We start from the raw sequence: 19,396 nt of genomic DNA on the forward strand, positions 1-19,396 counted from the left end.
ATTCCCCTAAAAAATGAAGTGTGCTTCATTCATCATATATGGAAAAAATTTTTTTCGCAACACTTCAACATAATGGAGAATTGGCAGCGAAACCAATCCTCCGATTTATATGAACGTTTTTTTGTAAGCCCCGGGACACTTACAAAAAAACGATTACCCATTCATATATTCTCCCTTTCGAAAAAGAATATAGTTGTTAATCGTTAACATGAATCATTTTTAAGAATGTAGATTTTTTTGCTGAAATCGCTTATACTACTTATGACGATGAGGAGGGGTATAGATGAACGAATTTGAACAAAATGTAAGCAAACGTAATGATGCTGTTGATTCTGCCGTCGGTTTTATTGTTTCTTTTGGCTTTTTTGCCACATTGTTTATCATTGCAACAGCGATTAAATTGATCGGCTCGTAAAGAGAGAGGCTGCAAACGGCAGTCTCTTTCTTTTTGCTCCTTGTACAATCCGGACCCAGCCGTCCAATCATCTCTCCATTTTCAAGCTGTCAAAACTGCCCTATTTTGTTAATGTATCGTATGGCGGGTAGAATAAAAAGGTTCCTTGAGACTTTCGATATTTGTATTGGACAGCACCCAGTTGATCTGTACGAAAAATGGATACGTTTTGTTTTTTTAATCGATTCAATACTTCTTGATGAGGATGTCCGAAACGATTGTTTCTTCCTGCTGAAATGACCCCGATCTTCGGATCAATTGTTTGTAAAAATATATCGCTAGTCGAAGTTCTGCTTCCATGATGCCCGATTTTGACCACATCCGCAGTCATTTTTGGATATTGTTTAATCATGTGCCGCTCTCCACTTTCTTCAAGATCACCGGTAAACAGCCAGCGCAACCCGCCTATTTTTGCCATTAGGACGAGAGAATCATTATTTTTAGAATCCGATTTTGTGAAAGGAGAGAGAACGTGGAAAGCTGTTCTGCCTGTGATCCGATCTCCTGCTTCTAATTCAAATATTTCAATTCCTCGATTTTTCGCTTCTTTTACTATTTGCTTTTCAAGCTCTTCTCTGGAAAAATATTTTGGAATAACCAATTTGTTTACTCGAAATTGTTTGATTAAGGTTAATGACTCGCCGATATGGTCATAGTCTCCATGAGTTAAAAACAAAATTTCAATTTCCTCTACCCCTTTCGACTGAAAATAAGGGATCAGGACGTCCAATGCGATGGAAAACGGTTTTTTTCGCATCTGCCAGCTTTCTTTTTCAAATACAGCCATTCCTCCTGTATCAATTAAATAACTGTTACCTAAGCCGGGCTCTCTAATAAAAATGCTGTCTCCTTGTCCGACATCAAGAACTGTTACTTCTCCCGGCATGGTCATTTTTCCTGCTATCAAAAGCAATGCAGTGAGCAAGCTGCTGCACAATATCGGTTTTCCCCATTTTTTCATCGGCTTATGCTCCATTTGAAAGAAAACAGCAATAAAAATGACGCATTGCAGCAAAAATAAATAAACAGTCGGTTTTCCAGTTGTTATCATGAAAAAAGGCAAATTACTGAAAAATAATGCTGTTTTGGACGACAAAGTAAAAGAAGTGTGAAGAAGGGAAACAAATATTGAACCGATGGAAGAAGAAATTACGGTTAAAATGAGAGTGATCATGGTAAGCGGCAGCAAAAAGAACGTGTATAGCGGCACAAACATAATATTCATGATAAAGCTCAATAGAGAAAATTGATAAAAATAGTAGCATATAATCGGCAGTGAAGCAGTTTGGGCAACAAATGAAACTGCTGCCAACAATTGCAATGAATTCCTGCATTTTTGAAAGATTTGTCTTGATAAAATTAGCGAAAATGTGACTGCGTAAGAAAGCTGAAATCCAAGATGAAAAACTTCATACGGGTCAAGAAATGTCATGAGAAGAAAGCTGAATGAGATTGAATCAGAAAGGGGCATATTTTGTTTAAAAAGTGTTCCTCCCATGATCAGCGCTGCCATAAGAGAGGCGCGGACGACAGGCGGAGCACCTCCTGTTAACAATGCATAAAAGGGGAGGAAGCAAATCAAAATCATAATGGTTTGTTCTTTTGAAATGCCCAGCCGCAAAAGGAAGATGTAAAGTGAGGCGATTAATATGCTTACGTGAAGACCTGAAATCGAAAGAATATGAACAATCCCTAGCTTTCGATAAGCGGCAAGATCTTCTTCTGGAATATTGTTCTGATAGCCTACCGTCAAAGCAAGGACGAAGCCGGCTGTTTTTTCTGGAAATTTATGATGAATCCATTCAATCATTTTTTGCCGGTAATTTTCCAAATGATCTTTCCATGACGGCTTATATGTACAATGCCCGATTTTGTCGAGCTTATACAGCCAGTGGATTTGCTGAAAATACAAATAGCGCTTATAATTAAACGCATTTTCATTTGTGTTATTTTTCGGTTTTTCAAGCTTTCCTGAAAAATTGCATATATCACCTGGCCGTATATTATTTGTACTTTTCATCTCTTGTTTTGTTTTCAATGTATAACGGGCCGTCAGCTTTTCTCCCTGATTCGTCTCGACCGCAAATGTCATCAGATCCCCGTCGATTTCAGGAGAGGAGATTACCTTTCCTTTTGCTGATAACATGCCTTCGTGATAATTTGTTTTATTTTGTTGATCATACCAATGAAAATATGGAAGCATGAACAAAAACGAGCAAGCAACGATGAAAGCTAATTTCCTTTTATGTTGAAGCCATAAGAAAAAAAGAAGTGCAGCAAAAATGAAAAAAGGAAGAAGGGAAGGAAAAGAGGTAGCGGAAACAATCGCCAACAATGCGGAAATCGCGACATATGCCCACTGGCCTCTCAAAAAAATAACCTCCTTTTCGATTAGATCAGCCGAAAAGTTGACGGGCTTGTTCATTCCATTTTTTCAAGTCCGTTTCTGATACGCCGAGATGTTTTAAAGCATTTAAAAGCTGCTCAACATATTCGCGCTTTTCTTCATTTTTTAAATCCAAAGTCGTTTCATCGAATGCGACTTTTTCTATATGAACACCTGCTTGTTCAAATAATTCCATTGCATATGGATGATTTTTGTAATCTTTTGCATAATATACACTTTGAATACCCGCTTGAATAATCGCTTTTGTGCAAGCTAAGCATGGAAAATGCGTGACGTAAATTTCCGCTCCTGCTGTTGCCACTCCAAATTTGGCGCATTGCAATATCGCATTCATCTCCGCATGGATCGTTCGAACACAATGGTTATCAATCACATAGCAGCCTTCATCAATACAGTGGACTCCTCCTGCGATCGAGCCGTTATATCCCCCTGCAATAATCCGTTTATCGCGGACAATCGTAGCACCGACAGCAAGCCTTGTACATGTGCTTCTCAGCGCAAGCAAATGGCTTTGCGCCATGAAATAATGATTCCAAGAAATTCGATCCACTTTTACCCCTCCGAATTTTGTAAACATTCTTTTTCAGTTTATCGACAAGTCTTCATGTTCGTCAACGCTAATCTCATTTTTGATCTTTTCAAACGTTTTTTCTCCTATACCGGTAACCTCCAGTAAATCCTCTTCTTTTTGAAACGGCCCGTTTTCTTCACGGTGTGCGATAATTGCTTCCGCTTTTGCAGGGCCGATTCCCGTTAATTTTTGCAGCTCTTCCTTTGTCGCCGTATTAATATTGATTTTTTCTTTCTCTTGCGGTCTTTGTAAAGCATCAGCATTTGCGCCGCTTTCATCCATAAGAGCATTTTCGTCAATTTTTTCGCCTAGCTTTGGCACATAAACAACCATACCGTCTGTTAGCTTTCTGGCCAGATTCACACGATTTCCGTCTGCCTGGTCATTCATTCCTCCAGCTTTTTCGATTGCTTCAAACACCCTGCTGGATGACGGCAATTCATAAACACCAGGCTTACGAACAGCCCCCTTTATATCAATAAAAATCATCGTCGTCTGTTCGTTACGGCGCTCATTCTCTTCTTCGTCATCACCTTCTCTGCTTTTTTGCATCGGCGTTCGTTCATCCGTTTCCAGCAATGGTTCATCGGAAACTTCGATCTCGTTTGAATCACGCCAGTTGTTGATGATAAAAAACAAAATGGCAGCGAAAATGATTAACAAAAAAACCCCATACTTTTTTATAAAAAGGAAATGGTTCATACACATGAATTCCCCTTTCTAAATATTCATTCATAAAATAAGGCAGCAGAACATATCGTGTAGGAGAACAATGTTAAAAAAAGGAGGGGTGAAAAGTGAAAATAGGGTTTATAGGAACCGGCAATATGGGGCGTATTCTCATTGAAGCTTTTTGCGAGGCAAAAGTATCAACACCCTCATCGTTGTTTATAACGAATAGAACGATTCAAAAGGCATATGCCATCAAACGGAAATATCCTGAAATACATGTTTGTACATCAAGTATAGAGGTCGTTCATCAAAGCGATTTCATATTTCTATGCGTTAAGCCTTTAGATATACACCCCCTTTTAAAGGAACTGAAAACTGGTTTACAAGAACATCAATGTTTAATTTCCATTACGAGCCCGATTTCAGTCGAGCAAATCGAATCGGCTGTTCCATGCCAAGTAGCCCGAGTCATACCAAGCATAACAAACAGGGCTAAAGCGGGAGCTGCTTTGCTGACATTTGGAAATAGATGCAGCGAACATACAAGAAATATCATTCTTTCCATGTTTGAAAAAATATCAAAGCCAATCTTAATAGAAAATAACATTACCCGTGTTGCATCTGATATCGTCAGCTGCGGACCGGCTTTTTTCAGCTTTTTGCTACAAAAATTTATTGAAGCTGCTGAGGCGGAAACAGACATTTCGAAAGAGGATGCGGTTCAATTAGCAAACGAGATGATGATCGGCATAGGCAAGCTGCTTGAAAGCGGGTATTACACGCTTCCGACATTGCAGGAAAAAGTGCACGTAAAAGGGGGAGTTACCGGAGAGGGGATTAAAGTGCTTGAAAATGAACTAGGCGACATGTTTCATCATTTATTTCAAAGCACCCATGCAAAATTTGATGAAGATTTACAAAAAGTGAGGCATCAATTTGACAATGAATAATATTCTGCAGGGCTCATGAAAATTCCTGCTAAAATGAAAAAAACCATCGAAAAAAAATTACATTCGATGGTTTCAACTTTTTTTCGCAATATAAAATATTCGTTCCGCCTGCTCGATGTCCGGGCTTTGAAAAATTCCATCCGTTATGTCAACGATCGTAAAGCCGCACTTTTCCAACATATGTCGGTACTCAGAAATTGAAAAAGTTCTTTGATAATGGTCTTCATCCAACCGTACATAATCCGTTCCATTGTTCACAAAGAAGGTTAATTCATGAATGACACTGTTTGGATATTCACCGTCAAAGCATTTCCAAATATAGCTGACATCCTCATCATTATCAGCGAATACAGCATGTTTAAATATTTTCTCCATTTTATGAACAGAATGGGCATCAAACAGAAATAAGCCGTTTCGGTTCAAGTGGTCGTATACGGCTTGAAACGTTTTGACCACATCCTCTTCCTTCAGCAAGTAGTTGATGGAATCGCAATTTAATAACACCGCATCAAAAGGCTCGTAGCCTTTAAGCTCCCTCATATCTTGTTCAATAAAGAGCGCATCAAACCCTTTTTTCATCATCTTTTCCTGGGCAACGGCGAGCATTTCTCCGGAGAGATCGACACCTGTTAGCTCATACCCAAGCTCTGCCATCCTATACGATATTTCTCCTGTTCCACAAGCTAAATCTAGCACCCGGTTCCCGCCGTTTCCATATCGTTGAATCGCTTGATGCAAAAATTGCGCCCATTCATCATAAGGAACATCTTTCATTAATCGGTCGTACACAGATGCAAAATGCTTATAAATCAAGCTAACCACTCGCTCACTTCTTCGCGTGGAGCATCTCCCCATAATTTTTCTAAATTATAATAGCTTCTTTCATCCCTGTGGAAAACATGAGCAACGACATCTCCTAAATCAATGAGAACCCATTTTGCCTCATCAAACCCTTCGAGACGCTTGACGGGAATTCCGTTTTCCTCCGCTTTCTCTTTCATTTCTCTGGCAATTGCTTGCACATTTTTTTCGTTATTCGCATGGCATATCATAAAATAATCAGCTATTAGAGAGATTCCTTGCATGTTTAATACTACGATATCTTCTGCTTTTTTATCGCTGCCTGCTTTAACAGTTAAAGCTAGAATATCACGCGAATTCATCCACTTCACTCCTTCAATTTTTCATTACGAGCGCATTATAAGTTTTAAACGTTTCAGGGTAAATCGGCTGCTTTTTCTTCATTAAAAATGCAATCGTATTGGATATCGACTGAACGAGCGCTTCATTTAAATCTTTTTGTGCCAATTCCCTGACTTCATCGACTCCGGGGAAGCTTCTACCCGGTTCAATATAATCAGCTAAATAAATCACTTTTTCAAGAAGAGTCATGTTTTCTCTTCCGGATGTATGGTAGCGGATCGCATCTAAAATTTCTTTATCAGAAATGCCGACTTCCTTCTCGACTAAATAGGCGCCAACAGGTGCATGCCAAAGTTCTGTATTATATTCCAGCAAGTCCTTCGGCATATTTTGTTCAATAATAATTTTTCTCATTTCATCTTTTGGCCGAAATTTGGCATAATCATGAAAAATAGCTGCTAATTCTGCCTTTTTCACATCGGCGCCGTACCGCTTTGCCAAACTGATGGCTGTCTCCATTACGCCTAAAGTATGTTGATAACGCTGTTTCGTTATCGCCTTTTCCACAACTGCTAACGCTTTTTCACGTTCCATATAATCGATTCTCCCCTATATATTGAATAACTTTTTTGGGCAGAAGATAGTCCACCGCTTGTCCGTTTTTCAATCGCTCTCTGATCATTGTAGAGGAAACATCAAACTGAGGAACTTCCACCTCTTTTACGAAAAATGTGCTCTCATTCGAGTATCCGTTACGTTTCACGCCGACAAATTGCACCATATCCATCAATTCCTCTATTCGATGCCAATGAGGCAAATTTTCAATCATATCTGATCCAATAATAAAATAAAATTCTTCGTTTGGATATCTTTCTTTCAATATTTTCACTGTGTCATACGTAAAAGACGGACCCTCTCTTTCAAGTTCAATTAATTGGACTTGAAAAAATGGATTTCCTTCAATTGCTCTTTTCAGCATATTTACCCGGTGGTGTGTTTCTGTCACCGGCTCCTTTTGTTTATGGGGTGGAATATTGTTCGGCATAAACCATATTTTGTCCAGATTAAGAGAATGAAGAACCTCATTGGCCATTAATAAATGTCCGTTATGGGGCGGGTCAAATGTCCCCCCAAAAATTCCGATTTTACCCAATTTTTCCGCACCATCCGTTCGTTTATTCAGGCAAAATGATTTGTTTTTTTTCTTTTGATTCTTTATATAAAACAATGACATTTCCGATGATTTGGACGAGATGGGCATTTGTCCCATCAACAAGTGCTTGAGCAACTGCTGCTTTGTCTTCATCACAATTTTTCAGCACGTTCACTTTTATGAGCTCTCTTGCTTCTAAACAATCGTTCACCTGCTGAAGCAAATTTGAATTTACTCCGCCCTTTCCAATTTGGAATATCGGGTTCAGATGATGTGCAAGAGAGCGTAAAAAACGTTTTTGTTTTCCAGTTAAAGTCATGATTTTCCTCCTAATTTTTCATATACGAGCTTTTTCATTCGACTGACATCAGGTTCCACATTCGTCCATATTTGAAACGCACATGCCCCTTGATAAACAAACATTCCTACTCCGTCAACAGTTTTAAGGCCCAGCTTTTCAGCCTCTTTTAATAACATCGTTTTCAGCGGATTATAAATGATATCAGCAACGACAGTTCCGCCGTGAACGCGTCCGGTTAATTCAATCGGCTTTTCTTCGATATTCGGCTTCATCCCGATGGATGTCGTTTGAATGATGACATCATATTCATTGGACGTTTGATCGAGTTGTTGGAATGAATAAACGTTTCCTTTTGTCTCATAGCTGCAGTTTTCCTTTAACAGATGAGCCCGCTCTGCTGTTCTGTTTACAATATCAATGAACGCAAAGCCTTCTTTCGCCAGCGTTGTATAGATCGCCCGAGCGGCTCCGCCCGCCCCGATCAGCAGCACTTTTAAATCTCGGGGATTGGTATTGTCAATATGCTCTTTCAATGACAGGTAAAATCCGTATCCGTCTGTGTTAAAACCGATTAATCTCCCGTCTTCGTTTTTTACTGTATTTACCGCGTGAAGCAATTGAGCCGATTCATCCAACTCATCAAGAAAAGGAATGATTGACACTTTATGCGGAACCGTTACATTAAACCCCTTTATGCCAAGAGCCTTCATCCCTTTTACCGCTTGTTCAAGCTCTTCCCCTTTTACTTGAAATGCGTGATAGCGGGCATTCATATTTAAGTAATCGAAAGCATCGTTATGAATGAGAGGGGAAAGCGAATGACCGATCGGGTCGCCTATTACTCCGTAAACTTGCTCCATTTGAAATCCTCTCCACCTTTTTGTTTTTATATTAATGAATGACGGACGCCCACATGTACATCTTTAGGTGCATAAGCAACGACTCTTTTCGGTCCATCGTGGATCGTTACCCATCCAAGACCTGAAAACACGATATCTTTCTTTTTTCCATTTATAGTGAATTCGTGCGGGACAAGTTCTGGAAAGGATTCGACTGCTTCTTTACTAGGAGGGGTTAAAAGCTCCCCTAAATGTGTTGCATATAAATGATCCGCCTTCTCCAGTTTTGTTCGATGAATGTCAATGCTGTTCGGAATATAGCACACAATGGAGGAACGTCCTCCCTTTATATAATCCAGTCTTGCCAATCCGCCGAAGTATAAAGTTTGCCTTTCATTTAACTGGAACACTCTAGGCTTAATTTCTTTTTTCGGCGATAGAAGCTTTAGGTCGCGCTTATCAATAAAGTGCGCCATCTGATGATCATTGATAATGCCTGGTGTATCGTATAAAACTGCGCCGTCATCTAACGGAATTTCAATTAGATTGAGCGTTGTGCCGGGATAATGGGAAGTTGTAATGATATCCCCTTCTCCCGTAACCTCCTTCAAGATTCGATTAATAAAAGTTGATTTCCCAACATTTGTACATCCAACAACATACACGTTTTCTCCGTTGCGATAATGATCTATTTGCTCTGCCGCTTCTTTAATGCCATGTCCCTTTTCTGAGCTGATTAAAAGCACATCCAATGGCGTTAATCCATACTCTTTTGCTTCTCTCTTCATCCAACGAATAACCTTTTCTTTTTTCACCGATTTTGGAAGGAGATCTGCTTTATTGCCGATTAAAATGACTGGATTGTAGCCGATAAAACGCTGTATGCCGTTGATCCAGCTTCCGTTAAAATCAAAAATGTCGACAACCTTCACAACAAGAGCTTTCGTATTGCCAATGCCGTGCAAAATTTTTAAAAAGTCCTCATTTGTTAACGAGACATCTTGAATTTCGTTATAATGTTTCAGCCGAAAACACCTTTGGCAGATCGGCTGTTCTTTCTCAAGAGCAGCTTTTGGAGCATATCCAATTTCAGATGGATCTTCCGTTTGAATTTTTACTCCGCACCCGACGCAAACCTTCTCATCCAAACTCATCACTCCTCCCAATGCAGCATGCCTTTCTGTTTTAACAATTTTAAAATTTTCCTTTCAATTTTCCTGTTGATCCGGGTCCAAAAGCCGTCAGTAGACGATACAGGCACAACTAAAATCGTATGAAAACCGCAGAGATTCCCTCCGAGAACATCTGTCAGCAGCTGGTCGCCGACCACAACAACTTCTTCTTTTTTCAGCCCCATCTGCTCAGCCGCTTTTTTAAACGCTTTTGCACGGGGTTTTCCCGCTTTCGAAATGAACGGAATATTCAGCGGTTCAGAAAACGAACGAACGCGTTTTTCGTTATTATTTGAAACAATTGTCACTTTAATCCCGTTCTGTTCCATCATTTCAAACCAATTTTTCAATTTCGGAGTTGCGTTCGGCCTGTCCCATTCTACTAAAGTATTATCTAAATCGGTAATAATACCTTTTATACCTTTTTCCTTTAAAAAATGAGGATAAATATGAAAAACGCTTTTCGCATATTCTCCGGGCAAAAACCTTTTCAGCAAATTGAACACCTCTTAATTCAATAAATAGACTACTGTTAAACTATTTTTCATCATACCGAATTTCGAGTTTACTTTCAAAACAATATTGTTTTCACAAAAAAAATTCGACAATTTTTTAACATATTCAACAGCTGTGGATAATTTTATACACAATATCCACCTATTCATATCAATCTTTAGTAAAGTATATAAACAAACTACCCACAGCTTTTCCACCGAAGGCTGTGGATAACAGAACGGTTGTTCTCTATTAAAAAACATGGTAAATTTATGGTAATAAATAAAGGAGGTGCTTTCTCCATAACATGATCGCTTCTATGAAAAATTTATCGGACGAATTTTTAATTGAATCTTACTATAAAGCAACCGAAATGAGGCTTAGCAAAGAATTCATCGAATTAATAGAATTGGAAATAAAGCGCCGCTCGCTCTCTCACTTATTAAAAGCATCGTCTTAGCGGTGTCTTTTTTTTTGCTTAAAAACCTACCCCCGGCGCATGGCTGCATGTTCCACAGCCGCTAAACTCCTTTAACAGATAATCGTTGATGTCAATCCACAATGACTTAATACCTTTCAACTGATGATCTCCGATACCAATCCATTTTTCTTCACTGTCTCATTATAACTAAAACTCAGCTGTTTTCCATACTCTTTCCCCTTTTTCATGAAGGACATACAAGGACAAAGCCGCAATCACATACAATTTAATAATACGTAATGCGGGGGTGAAAAACATGTCTGGAATTTTGACTGCACTAAGCTATTTTATAAAAGAATTGGTTTTTCTCGTTTCATATGTAAAAAACAATGCTTTCCCTCAACCGCTTTCCCCAAATGAAGAAAAAAAATATCTCCGCCTGATGGCCGAAGGAAATGACGAAGCAAGAAATATATTAATTGAACATAATTTGCGCCTTGTCGCTCATATTGTCAAAAAATTTGAAAATACAGGTGAAGACTCGGAAGATCTCATATCCATCGGCACAATTGGTTTAATTAAAGCGATTGAAAGCTATTCCGAAAACAAAGGGACAAAGCTTGCTACATATGCCGCAAGATGCATTGAAAATGAAATTTTAATGCATCTCCGTTCCTTAAAAAAAACAAAAAAAGATGTTTCCCTACACGATCCTATTGGCCAAGATAAAGAAGGAAACGAAATCAGTTTAATAGATGTGCTAAAATCAGAAAATGAAGATATTATCGACACGATTCAATTGAATATGGAGCTGGAAAAAATTAAGAAATATTTATCGATTCTAGACGAAAGAGAAAAAGAAGTCATTATCGGGCGGTTTGGATTGAATACGCAGCAGGAAAAAACGCAGCGTGAAATTGCAAAAGAGCTCGGCATTTCGAGGAGTTATGTTTCCAGAATCGAAAAAAGGGCACTTATGAAAATGTTTCATGAGTTTTACCGAAATGAAAAAGAAAAAAAGATGTCAAAAGAATAAAAGGAAAAGCATTTTCAACGAGATTTTGTGCGAAATTTGCGAGAGTTCCTGAATGATTTACTCGCGTATATCTGCAAAATTCATTTTAAAGTGGCTTTCCGATATGTGACATCCCATAAAACTCAAAATTAACCTTGCTACAGGTTTTCCAGCGCATTGGCGCAAATCGAGATATAAAAACGAATCTCAAAATTGACCGATTAATAAAAATCGCAGAAAGCGAATCCGCTGTTTGACGTAAAATGGTGGTAACATGATTTGACAGGATGCGAACGTTACGGTTGAGAGCCCATTACAACTGCTTTCAATCTGTAAAAAGGCAGCCTTTATTGCAGCGCTAGTTGCTGTTTTCATATGAAACAGAACAATGCCGCCTTCATTCACCTAATGTTTTATCAAAAAAGAGGGGCTCAAAAGAGTCAGCTATACTGACTTTTTGGAGCCCTTTTTCAAGAAATGATTAAGATTGCAATTTATCAAGCTTTTTTTGATATTTCGATGACAATTTAAAAAATAGAATAGAGCTGGCTAACATCATCGTTGAAGTTCCGATTAGCATTATTTCTTGTATATTGGTCCGAGGTGAATGATTAGGAATCCATATTCCGATGTATAAAAAGGTTCCGACAGCTAGCAGAACGAGAGCAAAATGCTTATAGTCTTCTATTAATTCTTTTAATTTTTTCTCCTCCATGATATCACCTAATCGAATTAGTTATTCTATATTATAAAAGAATAACATATCGATTCGGGCTAATAGGCTTGTAATAGTTTCCATTTACATTCAACTTAGTTCTTCAATCATTTTCAGAACCAATTCCGATGAATTGAAAGCCGCTTTGTCTAAAAATTGTTCAAAGGAAATGTTCGACTCTTTTCCGGCGATATCTGAGAGCGCCCGGATGATGACAAAAGGCGTTTGAAATTTGTAGCACACTTGCGCGACAGCAGCAGCTTCCATCTCAACAGCGTACAAATGGCTGAATTTAGACCGGACAAAAGCTACTTTATCGGGGTCGTTCATAAAAGAATCCCCCGTTGCGATCGCCCCTTTTACCGTCTGAATTCCTGAAATGTCTTTTGCTTTTCTTTCAGCGATTTCAATCAGTTTTTCATCAGCCTTAAAGGATGGAGGAAGCCCGGGAACTTGACCATATTCATATCCAAAAGCCGTCACATCTACATCATGATGGCGAACCTCTGTGGATATGACAACATCCCCTACGTTTAAAGACTCATGAAATCCTCCGGCGGAGCCGGTATTGATCACATAATCCGGCCGATATCGCTCCAGCAGCAAAGTTGTGCTTACGGCTGCATTCACTTTTCCAATTCCTGATTTTAATAAAATCGTATCAGTTTGATTGTATTTCCCAATCATAAAACTGCAGCCTGCAATCTCCTCTTCTTTTGTACAATCCAATTTCTCGCGCAGGATGCGAACTTCTTCTTCCATTGCACCAATGATTGCAATTTTCATATTCCAACATTCCTTTCTATCATGAATAGCTATAAAAATCATAAAAAAAGATCCCTCAAGTGTTTGACAGTCAGCTTTTTACACATGAGGGTCTTTTTTGCTTTTCAGTCTATTTTAATACTTCAACTCTAGTCGGTTTCCAGCCCTCTCCGTCTATCCATGTAATGGATACTCTATATTTTTTTCCGTCTGCTTTGTTTTGAATCGTTCCTTTCGCATCATTCGGGCTTCCGTTATTGCCGATCCAAAGGGTCTGCATATTTTCAAGAGAAACACCTGTTGCATAGCTTAATGCTTTCTCCATTTCCTTCCAATCTACAGATGACTTTTTATAAGTCGTAACGTGCTCACCTGTCTGGACTGTTCCGATCGGCTTCCAATTTGGATTTTCAATGATTTGTTCAACATCGGAACCTGCTTCTCCTTCAGTTACTGTTGCACCTTCAAAAGGATCATCGCTCGATTCCTTTTCTTTATTTGCTGATTGTGTATTTTCGTCCTCTTCCTCCTTAATTTCATTACTTTCATTCTGTTCAGCTGCTTTTTCTTCTTCCCGCTGATCGTTAGATTGTTCAGCTGTCTCTTCTTCGATATTTTTAGATGAGCTTGATTGCTCTTTTTGTTGTTCACTGTTGGAATTCGCTTGTTCAGTACCGCCTCCCAAAAAAAGCTGAGAAGCAATAACGAGGATGAGTAAGGCGACAATTCCAATTAAAATATTTAAAATCAAATTCGTTTTTCGTTTTTTATCCCGAATTTCATAACGAGAACCCGCCATTCCCCGTCAACTCCTTTGTTTCTCCAATCTTTGAGTTATTATTTTAACATACTTTATTCTTCATTAACATTATAAATCTGTTCAACCATTTCGTAAAAAACATCATTTGTCTTTGCTCTACCGCTCGTTTTGTTCATATCAACAACAACTAAGGCATATTTCGGATGTTCCGCAGGAAAAAAACCGGCAAACCATTTATGATATAATTTTTTTCCATTGTCGTTCAATGTTCCCGTTTCGGCAGTGCCTGATTTGCCGGCTACTTTAACAGGCAAGCTTTGAAACGCTCTGCCGGTTCCATCAGGATGAGCGACTACTTGAAGCAGGAGATCCGTTAATTTTGATGATGTTGCAGGGGAAATTTTTTCTCCTTTCATCAAATGGTTCTTGAATGTATACATCGTTTCTCCGTTTTTATATAAAATTTTATCCACGACTTTCACTTCTCTTTTTTCTCCTCCGCGAGCAATTGTAGCCATCATATTCGCGACAGCTAGAGGAGTAACCTTTACATTTTTTTGTCCGATGGAGGTTTGTGCGATGGCCTTTGCTGACTTTTTGTCGCTGTCATCTCCCCAAATCGTTCCTCTTTGCTCCCTTGGAAATTGTTTAAATTGATCGTAATGGTATACTTTTCCCGACCAGCCTGAGAAGCTGAGAAGGCCAAGCTTTTCTGCGTATTCTTCAATTATATTGCTCTTTTTTTGTATTAATTCCTGACCTATCGTAGCAAACGCATAATTGCAGCTTTTCGCAAAGCTTTCTTCAAACGTAAGCGTTCCAGCCCGCTTTTCTTCCTCTTTTTCTGTTTGGCCGTAGACATTCCGGTCACAATTAAATGTTCTTTCCGGTTTGATCATGTTTGTGTCGATCGCTGCTGCAGCGATAACGGTTTTAAAAACAGAACCAGGAAACATTGCCGAAAGCATTTTATTTTCATATGTTTTTGGATCATTCCGGTCCAGATCCGGTTTGGAGGCCATTGCAACTACTTCGCTGTTTTCAATGTCTAACAGAACGAGGCCGCCTTCATTTATTTGATGTTTTGTTAAAATTTGTTCAGCTTTTTCTTGCAAATGTTTGTCAATCGTTGTTTGAACGGCAATTGGGTAAAATGGATTGGAATCGGCAATATATTTTACATTGACGCCGAAAAGAGGCCTGCCGAGACCATCAACATGATATAAAAGTCTTGACGCATCTTCCGGCTGCAAAAATTCATCAAACGCCTCCTCCAGTCCAGTCACGCCTACTTCAGGACTTAATGACGTGATCTCTTTGTCAGGGTATCTTTTTTTCCATTCTGTTTCATTTTCGCTTGTCATCCCAATAAGATGGGAAGCAATATTGTCTGATTGCTCTGTTTTCATAAAGATGCCGAATACTCCCGGAATTTTTAACTTATTGATGGCTTTTATATCCTGTTCATCAAGTTGAAATCCTTTTTCTTTATTCAACAAAATAGGTTCATTTTTCGTTCCTTTCAATAATTGTTCGATTTCATCCTTGCGAACAGAAATGGCTGCCGCCAATTGATCGATCGGCCATTGATAATTTTTCAGAAATGGAAATAAAACGAGCGTAGGCAAATATGTTTCGTTCAAAGGTTTATTTTCACGATCAATAAATCGACCCCGCCCATCATCTATAATTACTTCTTGTGTCCTCTGTTTGACGCTTTCTTTCATCAAATTGACATCTTGTTCTGAAAATGACTCGGTTTCAAGCAGTTGAATTTGCGCAAGTCTATATATGAGAACACCCATTAACAAAATGATGAAGACGCCTATATATTTTATTCGCTTATTCATAAAAAAACACCTCGTCTTATATTTTCGACGAGGTGCGCACATCTTAAACTATATTAAAGGCTATCAACATTAATCAACACGTACAATTTTGACTGTCATATCGCCGCCAGGCGTCTGAACTACAACTTCTTCCCCTACTTGACGGCCGAGCAGGCTTTTAGCCATCGGAGAATCATTGGAAATTTTCCCTTCGAAAGGATCTGCTTCTGCACTTCCGACAATTGTATAAGTTTCTTCTTCTCCATCAGGCAATTCAATAAACGTAACAGATTTTCCAAGTGAAACAGTTGTTTTATTTTCTGTGTCTTCTTCAATAATTTTCGCATTGCGAATCATATTTTCGAGCGTTGTAATGCGTCCTTCTACAAAAGCTTGCTCTTCTTTTGCTGAATCATATTCAGAGTTTTCTGATAGGTCGCCAAATGATCTTGCCACTTTTATTCGTTCTACAACTTCTTTTCGCTTTACCGTTTTTAAATACTCAAGTTCTTGTTCAAGTTTTTCTTTCCCAGCTTTCGTCATAGGAAATACCTTTTCTTCCGCCATAATAGTCCTCCTTTTCTTTATATCCCCCTAATGGTTCCTAAAAAATGAAAGAACTTTTCTGCCGTTCTTTCGACAGAAAAGAATCTTTTATAACATAGTTATAGAAGGAAATATTTATCTATGATATGTTATTACAAAATAATCGGCAGTTCAAGAAACGTTTTGCTTTTTTATAAAAAAATCCAGATTCTTCCCCTATCTTGTCTCTTTTCTCATCATATTATACGGATATAGCGGATGCTCGCACTTGAAGCGGATTATTTGCAAAGGATGTCTTGCTGCATCCAATTCATTTCCATCTTCATCCCAAATTTTATCGATGACAATGCGAAAATTGTCAATTTGCGGACCGAAAAATTCTACTTCGTCACCAGGTCTGAAATGGTTTCTTTGCTGCAATGTCACCATTTTCGTTTCTGGATTCCAGTCAAGCACAAGCCCGACAAAGTCGTATGCTGTTTTTTTGCTGTGAGTGCCAAATAATTGCTCTTGATAACCAGGCACTCCTTCAAAAAAGGCAGGAGCCGTTTCTCTGTTCGCGCATTTATCCAATTCTTCCAGCCATTCCTGTTTCATGACAAAATGATCGGGATCGGCGCAGTATGCATCAATGACTTTGCGATATACACTGACAACAGTTGCAACATAGTGAATGGATTTCATGCGGCCTTCAATTTTCAAGCTGTCGATCCCCATTTCAATCATTTTCGGAATCGACTCAACCAATTTTAAGTCTTTAGCGCTCATTGCAAATGGAGAGTCTTGCTCATCAAACATAGGCACTTCTTTGCCTTTATAATATTCATATAAATCATAATCCCACCGGCAGGACTGACAGCATCCTCCTCTGTTTGAATCTCGCGCTGTCATATGATTGCTTAATGTGCAGCGGCCTGAATAGGCAATGCACATCGCACCGTGAATAAACGTTTCGATTTCAATATCTACTTTTTCTTTTATTTCTCTAATTTCTTCAGCGCTCGTTTCCCGTGCTAGAACGACCCGCTCCAAACCTTCCTCCTTCCAAAATTGGACAGCTTTCCAATTCGAAAGGGATTGCTGAGTGCTTAAGTGGACTTCCAATTTTGGAGCTACCTTTCTGCACGTTTCAATAATGAGGGGATCTGCGACAATGACCCCTGCCACTCCCGCGTCTTCTAGCGCTTTTAAATATTGATCGAGTCCAGGAATGTTTTCATTATGTGCATAAATGTTTGTCGTCACATATATTTTTGCCCCGTACTGATTAGCAAATTGAACTCCTTCTTTAATTTCCTCAATGGAGAAATTATCGGCATTGGAACGCAAGCCGTACTCTTGTCCGCCAATGAAGACGGCGTCAGCACCGTACATGACGGCGATTTTTAATTTCTCCAAATTTCCGGCAGGTGCAAGAAGTTCAGGTTTTTTCGTTATGACCCTTTTACCGTTGATAATTGTTGAAATTTTATCTTTCACAACCGGCATGCGAACTCCTCCTTTAACGTTTTTTTAATAAACGGTCTCTTTAAAGAAAAATCCTGTATCCAACGGGCGGTTTGGCGGCTGTATTTCCTCAATTTCAGCGTACAGCTTGTCTTTAACATTTTCATATTGCTCTCGATCCTCAGCGCATAAATCGATCGCCTTTCGATACTTTTTCGTCACTTCTACAATATATTCCGGAGTTTTCAGCACGCCATCTATTTTAAAAGAATCAATTCCTGCATCAACCAGTTCCTCCAGCTCGTCAATGATGCAAATATCATTCGGACTCATAATATGGGTTCCATTTTCATCCTCAAAAATTGGATATTTGTTATTTCTCTCTTTATCATGCAAAAACATATTTTTGCCGTATTTATAATTGTGAATTTCCATCGCTTTCCCACGATATTCAAAATAATTGCCGATAAGAGATCTTTTGGACTGAAACATGCACGTCATTCCGTGGACTTGGACTTCTATTTCCACTTCTGCATGCTCTTTCGTTTCAATGACAGCTTCCATGCTTAACTCCCGAGCTAGTACTGCACGCTTGGCGCCTTTCCTTCCCCAATAGTTGCATGCATACCAGTTGGTCGCGGTTGTTTCCGTATTCCAATGGAGCTTCATCTCCGGAGCAACTTCCCTAACAGTCATTAACACAGCTGGATCACCGAATACAATCGCATCTGCCTTCGCATTATGAACAAATTTTACATAATCTGCAAGCTCGTCTACTTTATCATTATGAAAAATTGCATTCATTGCAACGTATACTTTTTTTCCATATTGATGGGCAAGGTCAATCGCATCTAATACATCTTTTCGATGAAATTCCCCTGCAAGCCTTAAGCCATAACGCTGTTCGCCGATGATAAAAGCATCTGCGCCAGCTTTGCAAAGGCTCTCAATATTTTTGACATTTACAGGTGTGACGAGCAGTTCGGGTTTTTTCATTCCCCTTCACCCCTTTTTATACTGAAGGCTAATCCGTCGCCTATCGGAATAATAACGGTATCCCATTCGGACTGATTCATTAGCCATTCATTATATTCTTTAATTTTCTTCGCTAAAGATTTTAACCTTTTTGATTCTATCATTTCTTCAGCGACTAGTCCTTTAAAAAGAACATTATCCGAAAAAACGACCGCTCTTTTTGACAGCAAAGGTTCATATGCTTGAAAAAAACGTTTATATTGCCCTTTGCTCGCATCGATAAAGAGCGCATCAAACGGACCGTCAAGCTTGACTTCCTGTACGATTTCTAGAGCATCACCGTGATAAATGGTAATTTGATTTTCAAGACCGCAAGCTCGAATATTTTGTTCCGCTAGTTCAAATCGATTAGGATCTATTTCAGTCGTTACAATTTTTGTGTTCGGCAACGCTTTTGCCATCCGAATCGCCGAATAGCCGATCGCCGCCCCAATTTCCAATATTTTGTTCGGCTGATGGAGCTTTAAAATATGAAGCATGACAGACAGCGCCCGCTCTTCCATAATCGGCACCTTCTGCTCTTTTGCATATGCTTCTAATTGAACTAATTTTTCATCTTTGTTAGTAGAAAAATTTGCTAAATATTCCTCGATTTTTTTGTTTGGCAAAATGGACACTCCTAAAAAACTCCCTTAATCAAAGAAGAGTTCTGTTCGAACTCTTCAAGTTTGTTTTTTTAGCTCGATATATTTTAACATAAAAGAAAA

General features: G+C 38.9%; 23 protein-coding genes. 4 read left to right on the forward strand and 19 right to left on the reverse strand.

Annotated features, from left to right (window positions below; all coding sequences use genetic code 11):
- Positions 1 to 283: 283 nt before the first annotated feature.
- Positions 284 to 415, forward strand: a complete 132-nt coding sequence (locus tag NST97_RS07205; RefSeq protein WP_065095531.1) for a YqzM family protein — start codon at positions 284 to 286, stop codon at positions 413 to 415.
- A 100-nt stretch (positions 416 to 515) separates the two neighbouring features.
- Here NST97_RS07205 and NST97_RS07210 read toward each other — a convergent pair whose 3' ends face one another.
- Genes NST97_RS07210 through NST97_RS07220 form a run of 3 tightly spaced genes read right to left on the reverse strand, consistent with a single transcriptional unit; the run spans position 516 to position 4,134 of the window.
- A complete protein-coding gene (locus NST97_RS07210) occupies positions 516 to 2,825 on the reverse strand; it encodes a DNA internalization-related competence protein ComEC/Rec2 (RefSeq protein ID WP_341343079.1) in 2,310 nt (769 codons plus the stop codon).
- Positions 2,826 to 2,850: 25 nt separating this feature from the next.
- Positions 2,851 to 3,411 (reverse strand): ComE operon protein 2, encoded by a 561-nt coding sequence (locus NST97_RS07215; RefSeq protein WP_063388016.1) that lies wholly within the window; start codon positions 3,409 to 3,411, stop codon positions 2,851 to 2,853.
- Between the two features lie 33 nt (positions 3,412 to 3,444).
- Positions 3,445 to 4,134: a helix-hairpin-helix domain-containing protein gene (locus NST97_RS07220; protein WP_341343080.1), complete on the reverse strand. Its 690-nt coding sequence runs from the start codon at positions 4,132 to 4,134 to the stop codon at positions 3,445 to 3,447.
- A 95-nt stretch (positions 4,135 to 4,229) separates the two neighbouring features.
- Between NST97_RS07220 and comER the strand changes: the two genes are divergently transcribed.
- Positions 4,230 to 5,054, forward strand: a complete 825-nt coding sequence (gene comER, locus NST97_RS07225) for a late competence protein ComER (protein ID WP_341343081.1) — start codon at positions 4,230 to 4,232, stop codon at positions 5,052 to 5,054.
- 72 nt (positions 5,055 to 5,126) lie between these two features.
- On the opposite strand, the gene NST97_RS07230 is transcribed toward comER, so the two are convergent.
- From NST97_RS07230 to NST97_RS07265, 8 genes are read right to left on the reverse strand one after another with little or no spacing between them, the layout of a single operon-like run.
- Complete coding sequence (locus tag NST97_RS07230; protein ID WP_341343082.1) at positions 5,127 to 5,876, reverse strand: class I SAM-dependent DNA methyltransferase; 750 nt, start codon at positions 5,874 to 5,876, stop codon at positions 5,127 to 5,129.
- Positions 5,864 to 6,217, reverse strand: a complete 354-nt coding sequence (rsfS, locus tag NST97_RS07235) for a ribosome silencing factor (RefSeq protein ID WP_063388012.1) — start codon at positions 6,215 to 6,217, stop codon at positions 5,864 to 5,866. Before rsfS ends, NST97_RS07230 begins: the two co-directional genes overlap by 13 nt.
- 13 nt (positions 6,218 to 6,230) lie before the next feature.
- Entirely contained in the window at positions 6,231 to 6,791 is a 561-nt protein-coding gene (yqeK, locus tag NST97_RS07240; RefSeq protein WP_063388011.1) for a bis(5'-nucleosyl)-tetraphosphatase (symmetrical) YqeK, read from the reverse strand.
- Positions 6,781 to 7,350, reverse strand: a complete 570-nt coding sequence (locus NST97_RS07245; RefSeq protein ID WP_066250550.1) for a nicotinate-nucleotide adenylyltransferase — start codon at positions 7,348 to 7,350, stop codon at positions 6,781 to 6,783. Before NST97_RS07245 ends, yqeK begins: the two co-directional genes overlap by 11 nt.
- Positions 7,351 to 7,372: 22 nt before the next feature.
- The gene (yhbY, locus tag NST97_RS07250) at positions 7,373 to 7,669 is read right to left on the reverse strand and encodes a ribosome assembly RNA-binding protein YhbY (RefSeq protein WP_063388009.1); all 297 of its coding nucleotides are present in this window, start codon (positions 7,667 to 7,669) and stop codon (positions 7,373 to 7,375) included.
- Positions 7,666 to 8,511, reverse strand: coding sequence for a shikimate dehydrogenase (gene aroE, locus NST97_RS07255; RefSeq protein ID WP_066250548.1), 846 nt, complete (start codon positions 8,509 to 8,511; stop codon positions 7,666 to 7,668). The genes yhbY and aroE overlap by 4 nt, the downstream gene beginning before the upstream one ends.
- Positions 8,512 to 8,537: 26 nt before the next feature.
- Positions 8,538 to 9,644, reverse strand: a complete 1,107-nt coding sequence (gene yqeH, locus NST97_RS07260) for a ribosome biogenesis GTPase YqeH (protein ID WP_429653210.1) — start codon at positions 9,642 to 9,644, stop codon at positions 8,538 to 8,540.
- On the reverse strand, positions 9,644 to 10,159 hold the full coding sequence (locus NST97_RS07265; RefSeq protein WP_339193131.1) for a YqeG family HAD IIIA-type phosphatase: 516 nt from the start codon (positions 10,157 to 10,159) through the stop codon (positions 9,644 to 9,646). Before NST97_RS07265 ends, yqeH begins: the two co-directional genes overlap by 1 nt.
- 317 nt (positions 10,160 to 10,476) lie before the next feature.
- Here NST97_RS07265 and NST97_RS07270 point away from each other — a divergent pair, with 317 nt between their 5' ends.
- Both NST97_RS07270 and sigK read left to right on the forward strand, forming a co-directional pair.
- Positions 10,477 to 10,617, forward strand: a complete 141-nt coding sequence (locus tag NST97_RS07270; protein WP_063388169.1) for a sporulation histidine kinase inhibitor Sda — start codon at positions 10,477 to 10,479, stop codon at positions 10,615 to 10,617.
- Positions 10,618 to 10,894: 277 nt separating this feature from the next.
- Positions 10,895 to 11,614, forward strand: coding sequence for an RNA polymerase sporulation sigma factor SigK (sigK, locus tag NST97_RS07275; RefSeq protein ID WP_063388005.1), 720 nt, complete (start codon positions 10,895 to 10,897; stop codon positions 11,612 to 11,614).
- 460 nt (positions 11,615 to 12,074) lie between these two features.
- Here sigK and NST97_RS07280 read toward each other — a convergent pair whose 3' ends face one another.
- The 8 genes from NST97_RS07280 to NST97_RS07315 form a co-directional block, all read right to left on the reverse strand.
- Positions 12,075 to 12,308: a YrhC family protein gene (locus NST97_RS07280; RefSeq protein WP_063388004.1), complete on the reverse strand. Its 234-nt coding sequence runs from the start codon at positions 12,306 to 12,308 to the stop codon at positions 12,075 to 12,077.
- 90 nt (positions 12,309 to 12,398) lie between these two features.
- Positions 12,399 to 13,094 carry a 5'-methylthioadenosine/S-adenosylhomocysteine nucleosidase gene (gene mtnN / locus NST97_RS07285; RefSeq protein ID WP_339193134.1) on the reverse strand — a complete coding sequence of 232 codons (696 nt, stop codon included), beginning with the start codon at positions 13,092 to 13,094 and terminating at the stop codon, positions 12,399 to 12,401.
- Positions 13,095 to 13,203: 109 nt separating this feature from the next.
- Positions 13,204 to 13,872, reverse strand: a complete 669-nt coding sequence (locus NST97_RS07290) for a YrrS family protein (RefSeq protein ID WP_339196895.1) — start codon at positions 13,870 to 13,872, stop codon at positions 13,204 to 13,206.
- A gap of 53 nt (positions 13,873 to 13,925) precedes the next feature.
- Complete coding sequence (locus NST97_RS07295) at positions 13,926 to 15,683, reverse strand: peptidoglycan D,D-transpeptidase FtsI family protein (RefSeq protein ID WP_144596741.1); 1,758 nt, start codon at positions 15,681 to 15,683, stop codon at positions 13,926 to 13,928.
- A gap of 69 nt (positions 15,684 to 15,752) precedes the next feature.
- Entirely contained in the window at positions 15,753 to 16,229 is a 477-nt protein-coding gene (gene greA, locus NST97_RS07300) for a transcription elongation factor GreA (protein ID WP_063388001.1), read from the reverse strand.
- Between the two features lie 195 nt (positions 16,230 to 16,424).
- Positions 16,425 to 17,696, reverse strand: a complete 1,272-nt coding sequence (locus tag NST97_RS07305) for a peptidase U32 family protein (protein WP_066250540.1) — start codon at positions 17,694 to 17,696, stop codon at positions 16,425 to 16,427.
- Between the two features lie 24 nt (positions 17,697 to 17,720).
- Complete coding sequence (locus NST97_RS07310; RefSeq protein WP_063387999.1) at positions 17,721 to 18,650, reverse strand: peptidase U32 family protein; 930 nt, start codon at positions 18,648 to 18,650, stop codon at positions 17,721 to 17,723.
- On the reverse strand, positions 18,647 to 19,297 hold the full coding sequence (locus tag NST97_RS07315; RefSeq protein WP_339193143.1) for an O-methyltransferase: 651 nt from the start codon (positions 19,295 to 19,297) through the stop codon (positions 18,647 to 18,649). Before NST97_RS07315 ends, NST97_RS07310 begins: the two co-directional genes overlap by 4 nt.
- Positions 19,298 to 19,396 lie beyond the last annotated feature (99 nt).

The sequence above is a fragment of the Aeribacillus sp. FSL K6-1305 genome, assembly GCF_038050115.1.
Classification (GTDB): domain Bacteria; phylum Bacillota; class Bacilli; order Bacillales; family Aeribacillaceae; genus Aeribacillus; species Aeribacillus composti.

Coding starts and splice junctions, on each gene's coding strand:
- NST97_RS07295 (WP_144596741.1), bottom strand. CDS start 15,683: ATGAATAAGCGAATAAAATATATAGGCGTCTTCATCATTTTGTTAATG.
- mtnN (WP_339193134.1), bottom strand. CDS start 13,094: ATGAAAATTGCAATCATTGGTGCAATGGAAGAAGAAGTTCGCATCCTG.
- yhbY (WP_063388009.1), bottom strand. CDS start 7,669: ATGACTTTAACTGGAAAACAAAAACGTTTTTTACGCTCTCTTGCACAT.
- greA (WP_063388001.1), bottom strand. CDS start 16,229: ATGGCGGAAGAAAAGGTATTTCCTATGACGAAAGCTGGGAAAGAAAAA.
- NST97_RS07270 (WP_063388169.1), top strand. CDS start 10,477: ATGAAAAATTTATCGGACGAATTTTTAATTGAATCTTACTATAAAGCA.
- yqeH (WP_429653210.1), bottom strand. CDS start 9,644: ATGAGTTTGGATGAGAAGGTTTGCGTCGGGTGCGGAGTAAAAATTCAA.
- yqeK (WP_063388011.1), bottom strand. CDS start 6,791: ATGGAACGTGAAAAAGCGTTAGCAGTTGTGGAAAAGGCGATAACGAAA.
- NST97_RS07305 (WP_066250540.1), bottom strand. CDS start 17,696: ATGCCGGTTGTGAAAGATAAAATTTCAACAATTATCAACGGTAAAAGG.
- sigK (WP_063388005.1), top strand. CDS start 10,895: ATGTCTGGAATTTTGACTGCACTAAGCTATTTTATAAAAGAATTGGTT.
- aroE (WP_066250548.1), bottom strand. CDS start 8,511: ATGGAGCAAGTTTACGGAGTAATAGGCGACCCGATCGGTCATTCGCTT.
- NST97_RS07220 (WP_341343080.1), bottom strand. CDS start 4,134: ATGAACCATTTCCTTTTTATAAAAAAGTATGGGGTTTTTTTGTTAATC.
- NST97_RS07205 (WP_065095531.1), top strand. CDS start 284: ATGAACGAATTTGAACAAAATGTAAGCAAACGTAATGATGCTGTTGAT.
- rsfS (WP_063388012.1), bottom strand. CDS start 6,217: ATGAATTCGCGTGATATTCTAGCTTTAACTGTTAAAGCAGGCAGCGAT.
- NST97_RS07310 (WP_063387999.1), bottom strand. CDS start 18,650: ATGAAAAAACCCGAACTGCTCGTCACACCTGTAAATGTCAAAAATATT.
- NST97_RS07280 (WP_063388004.1), bottom strand. CDS start 12,308: ATGGAGGAGAAAAAATTAAAAGAATTAATAGAAGACTATAAGCATTTT.
- NST97_RS07290 (WP_339196895.1), bottom strand. CDS start 13,872: ATGGCGGGTTCTCGTTATGAAATTCGGGATAAAAAACGAAAAACGAAT.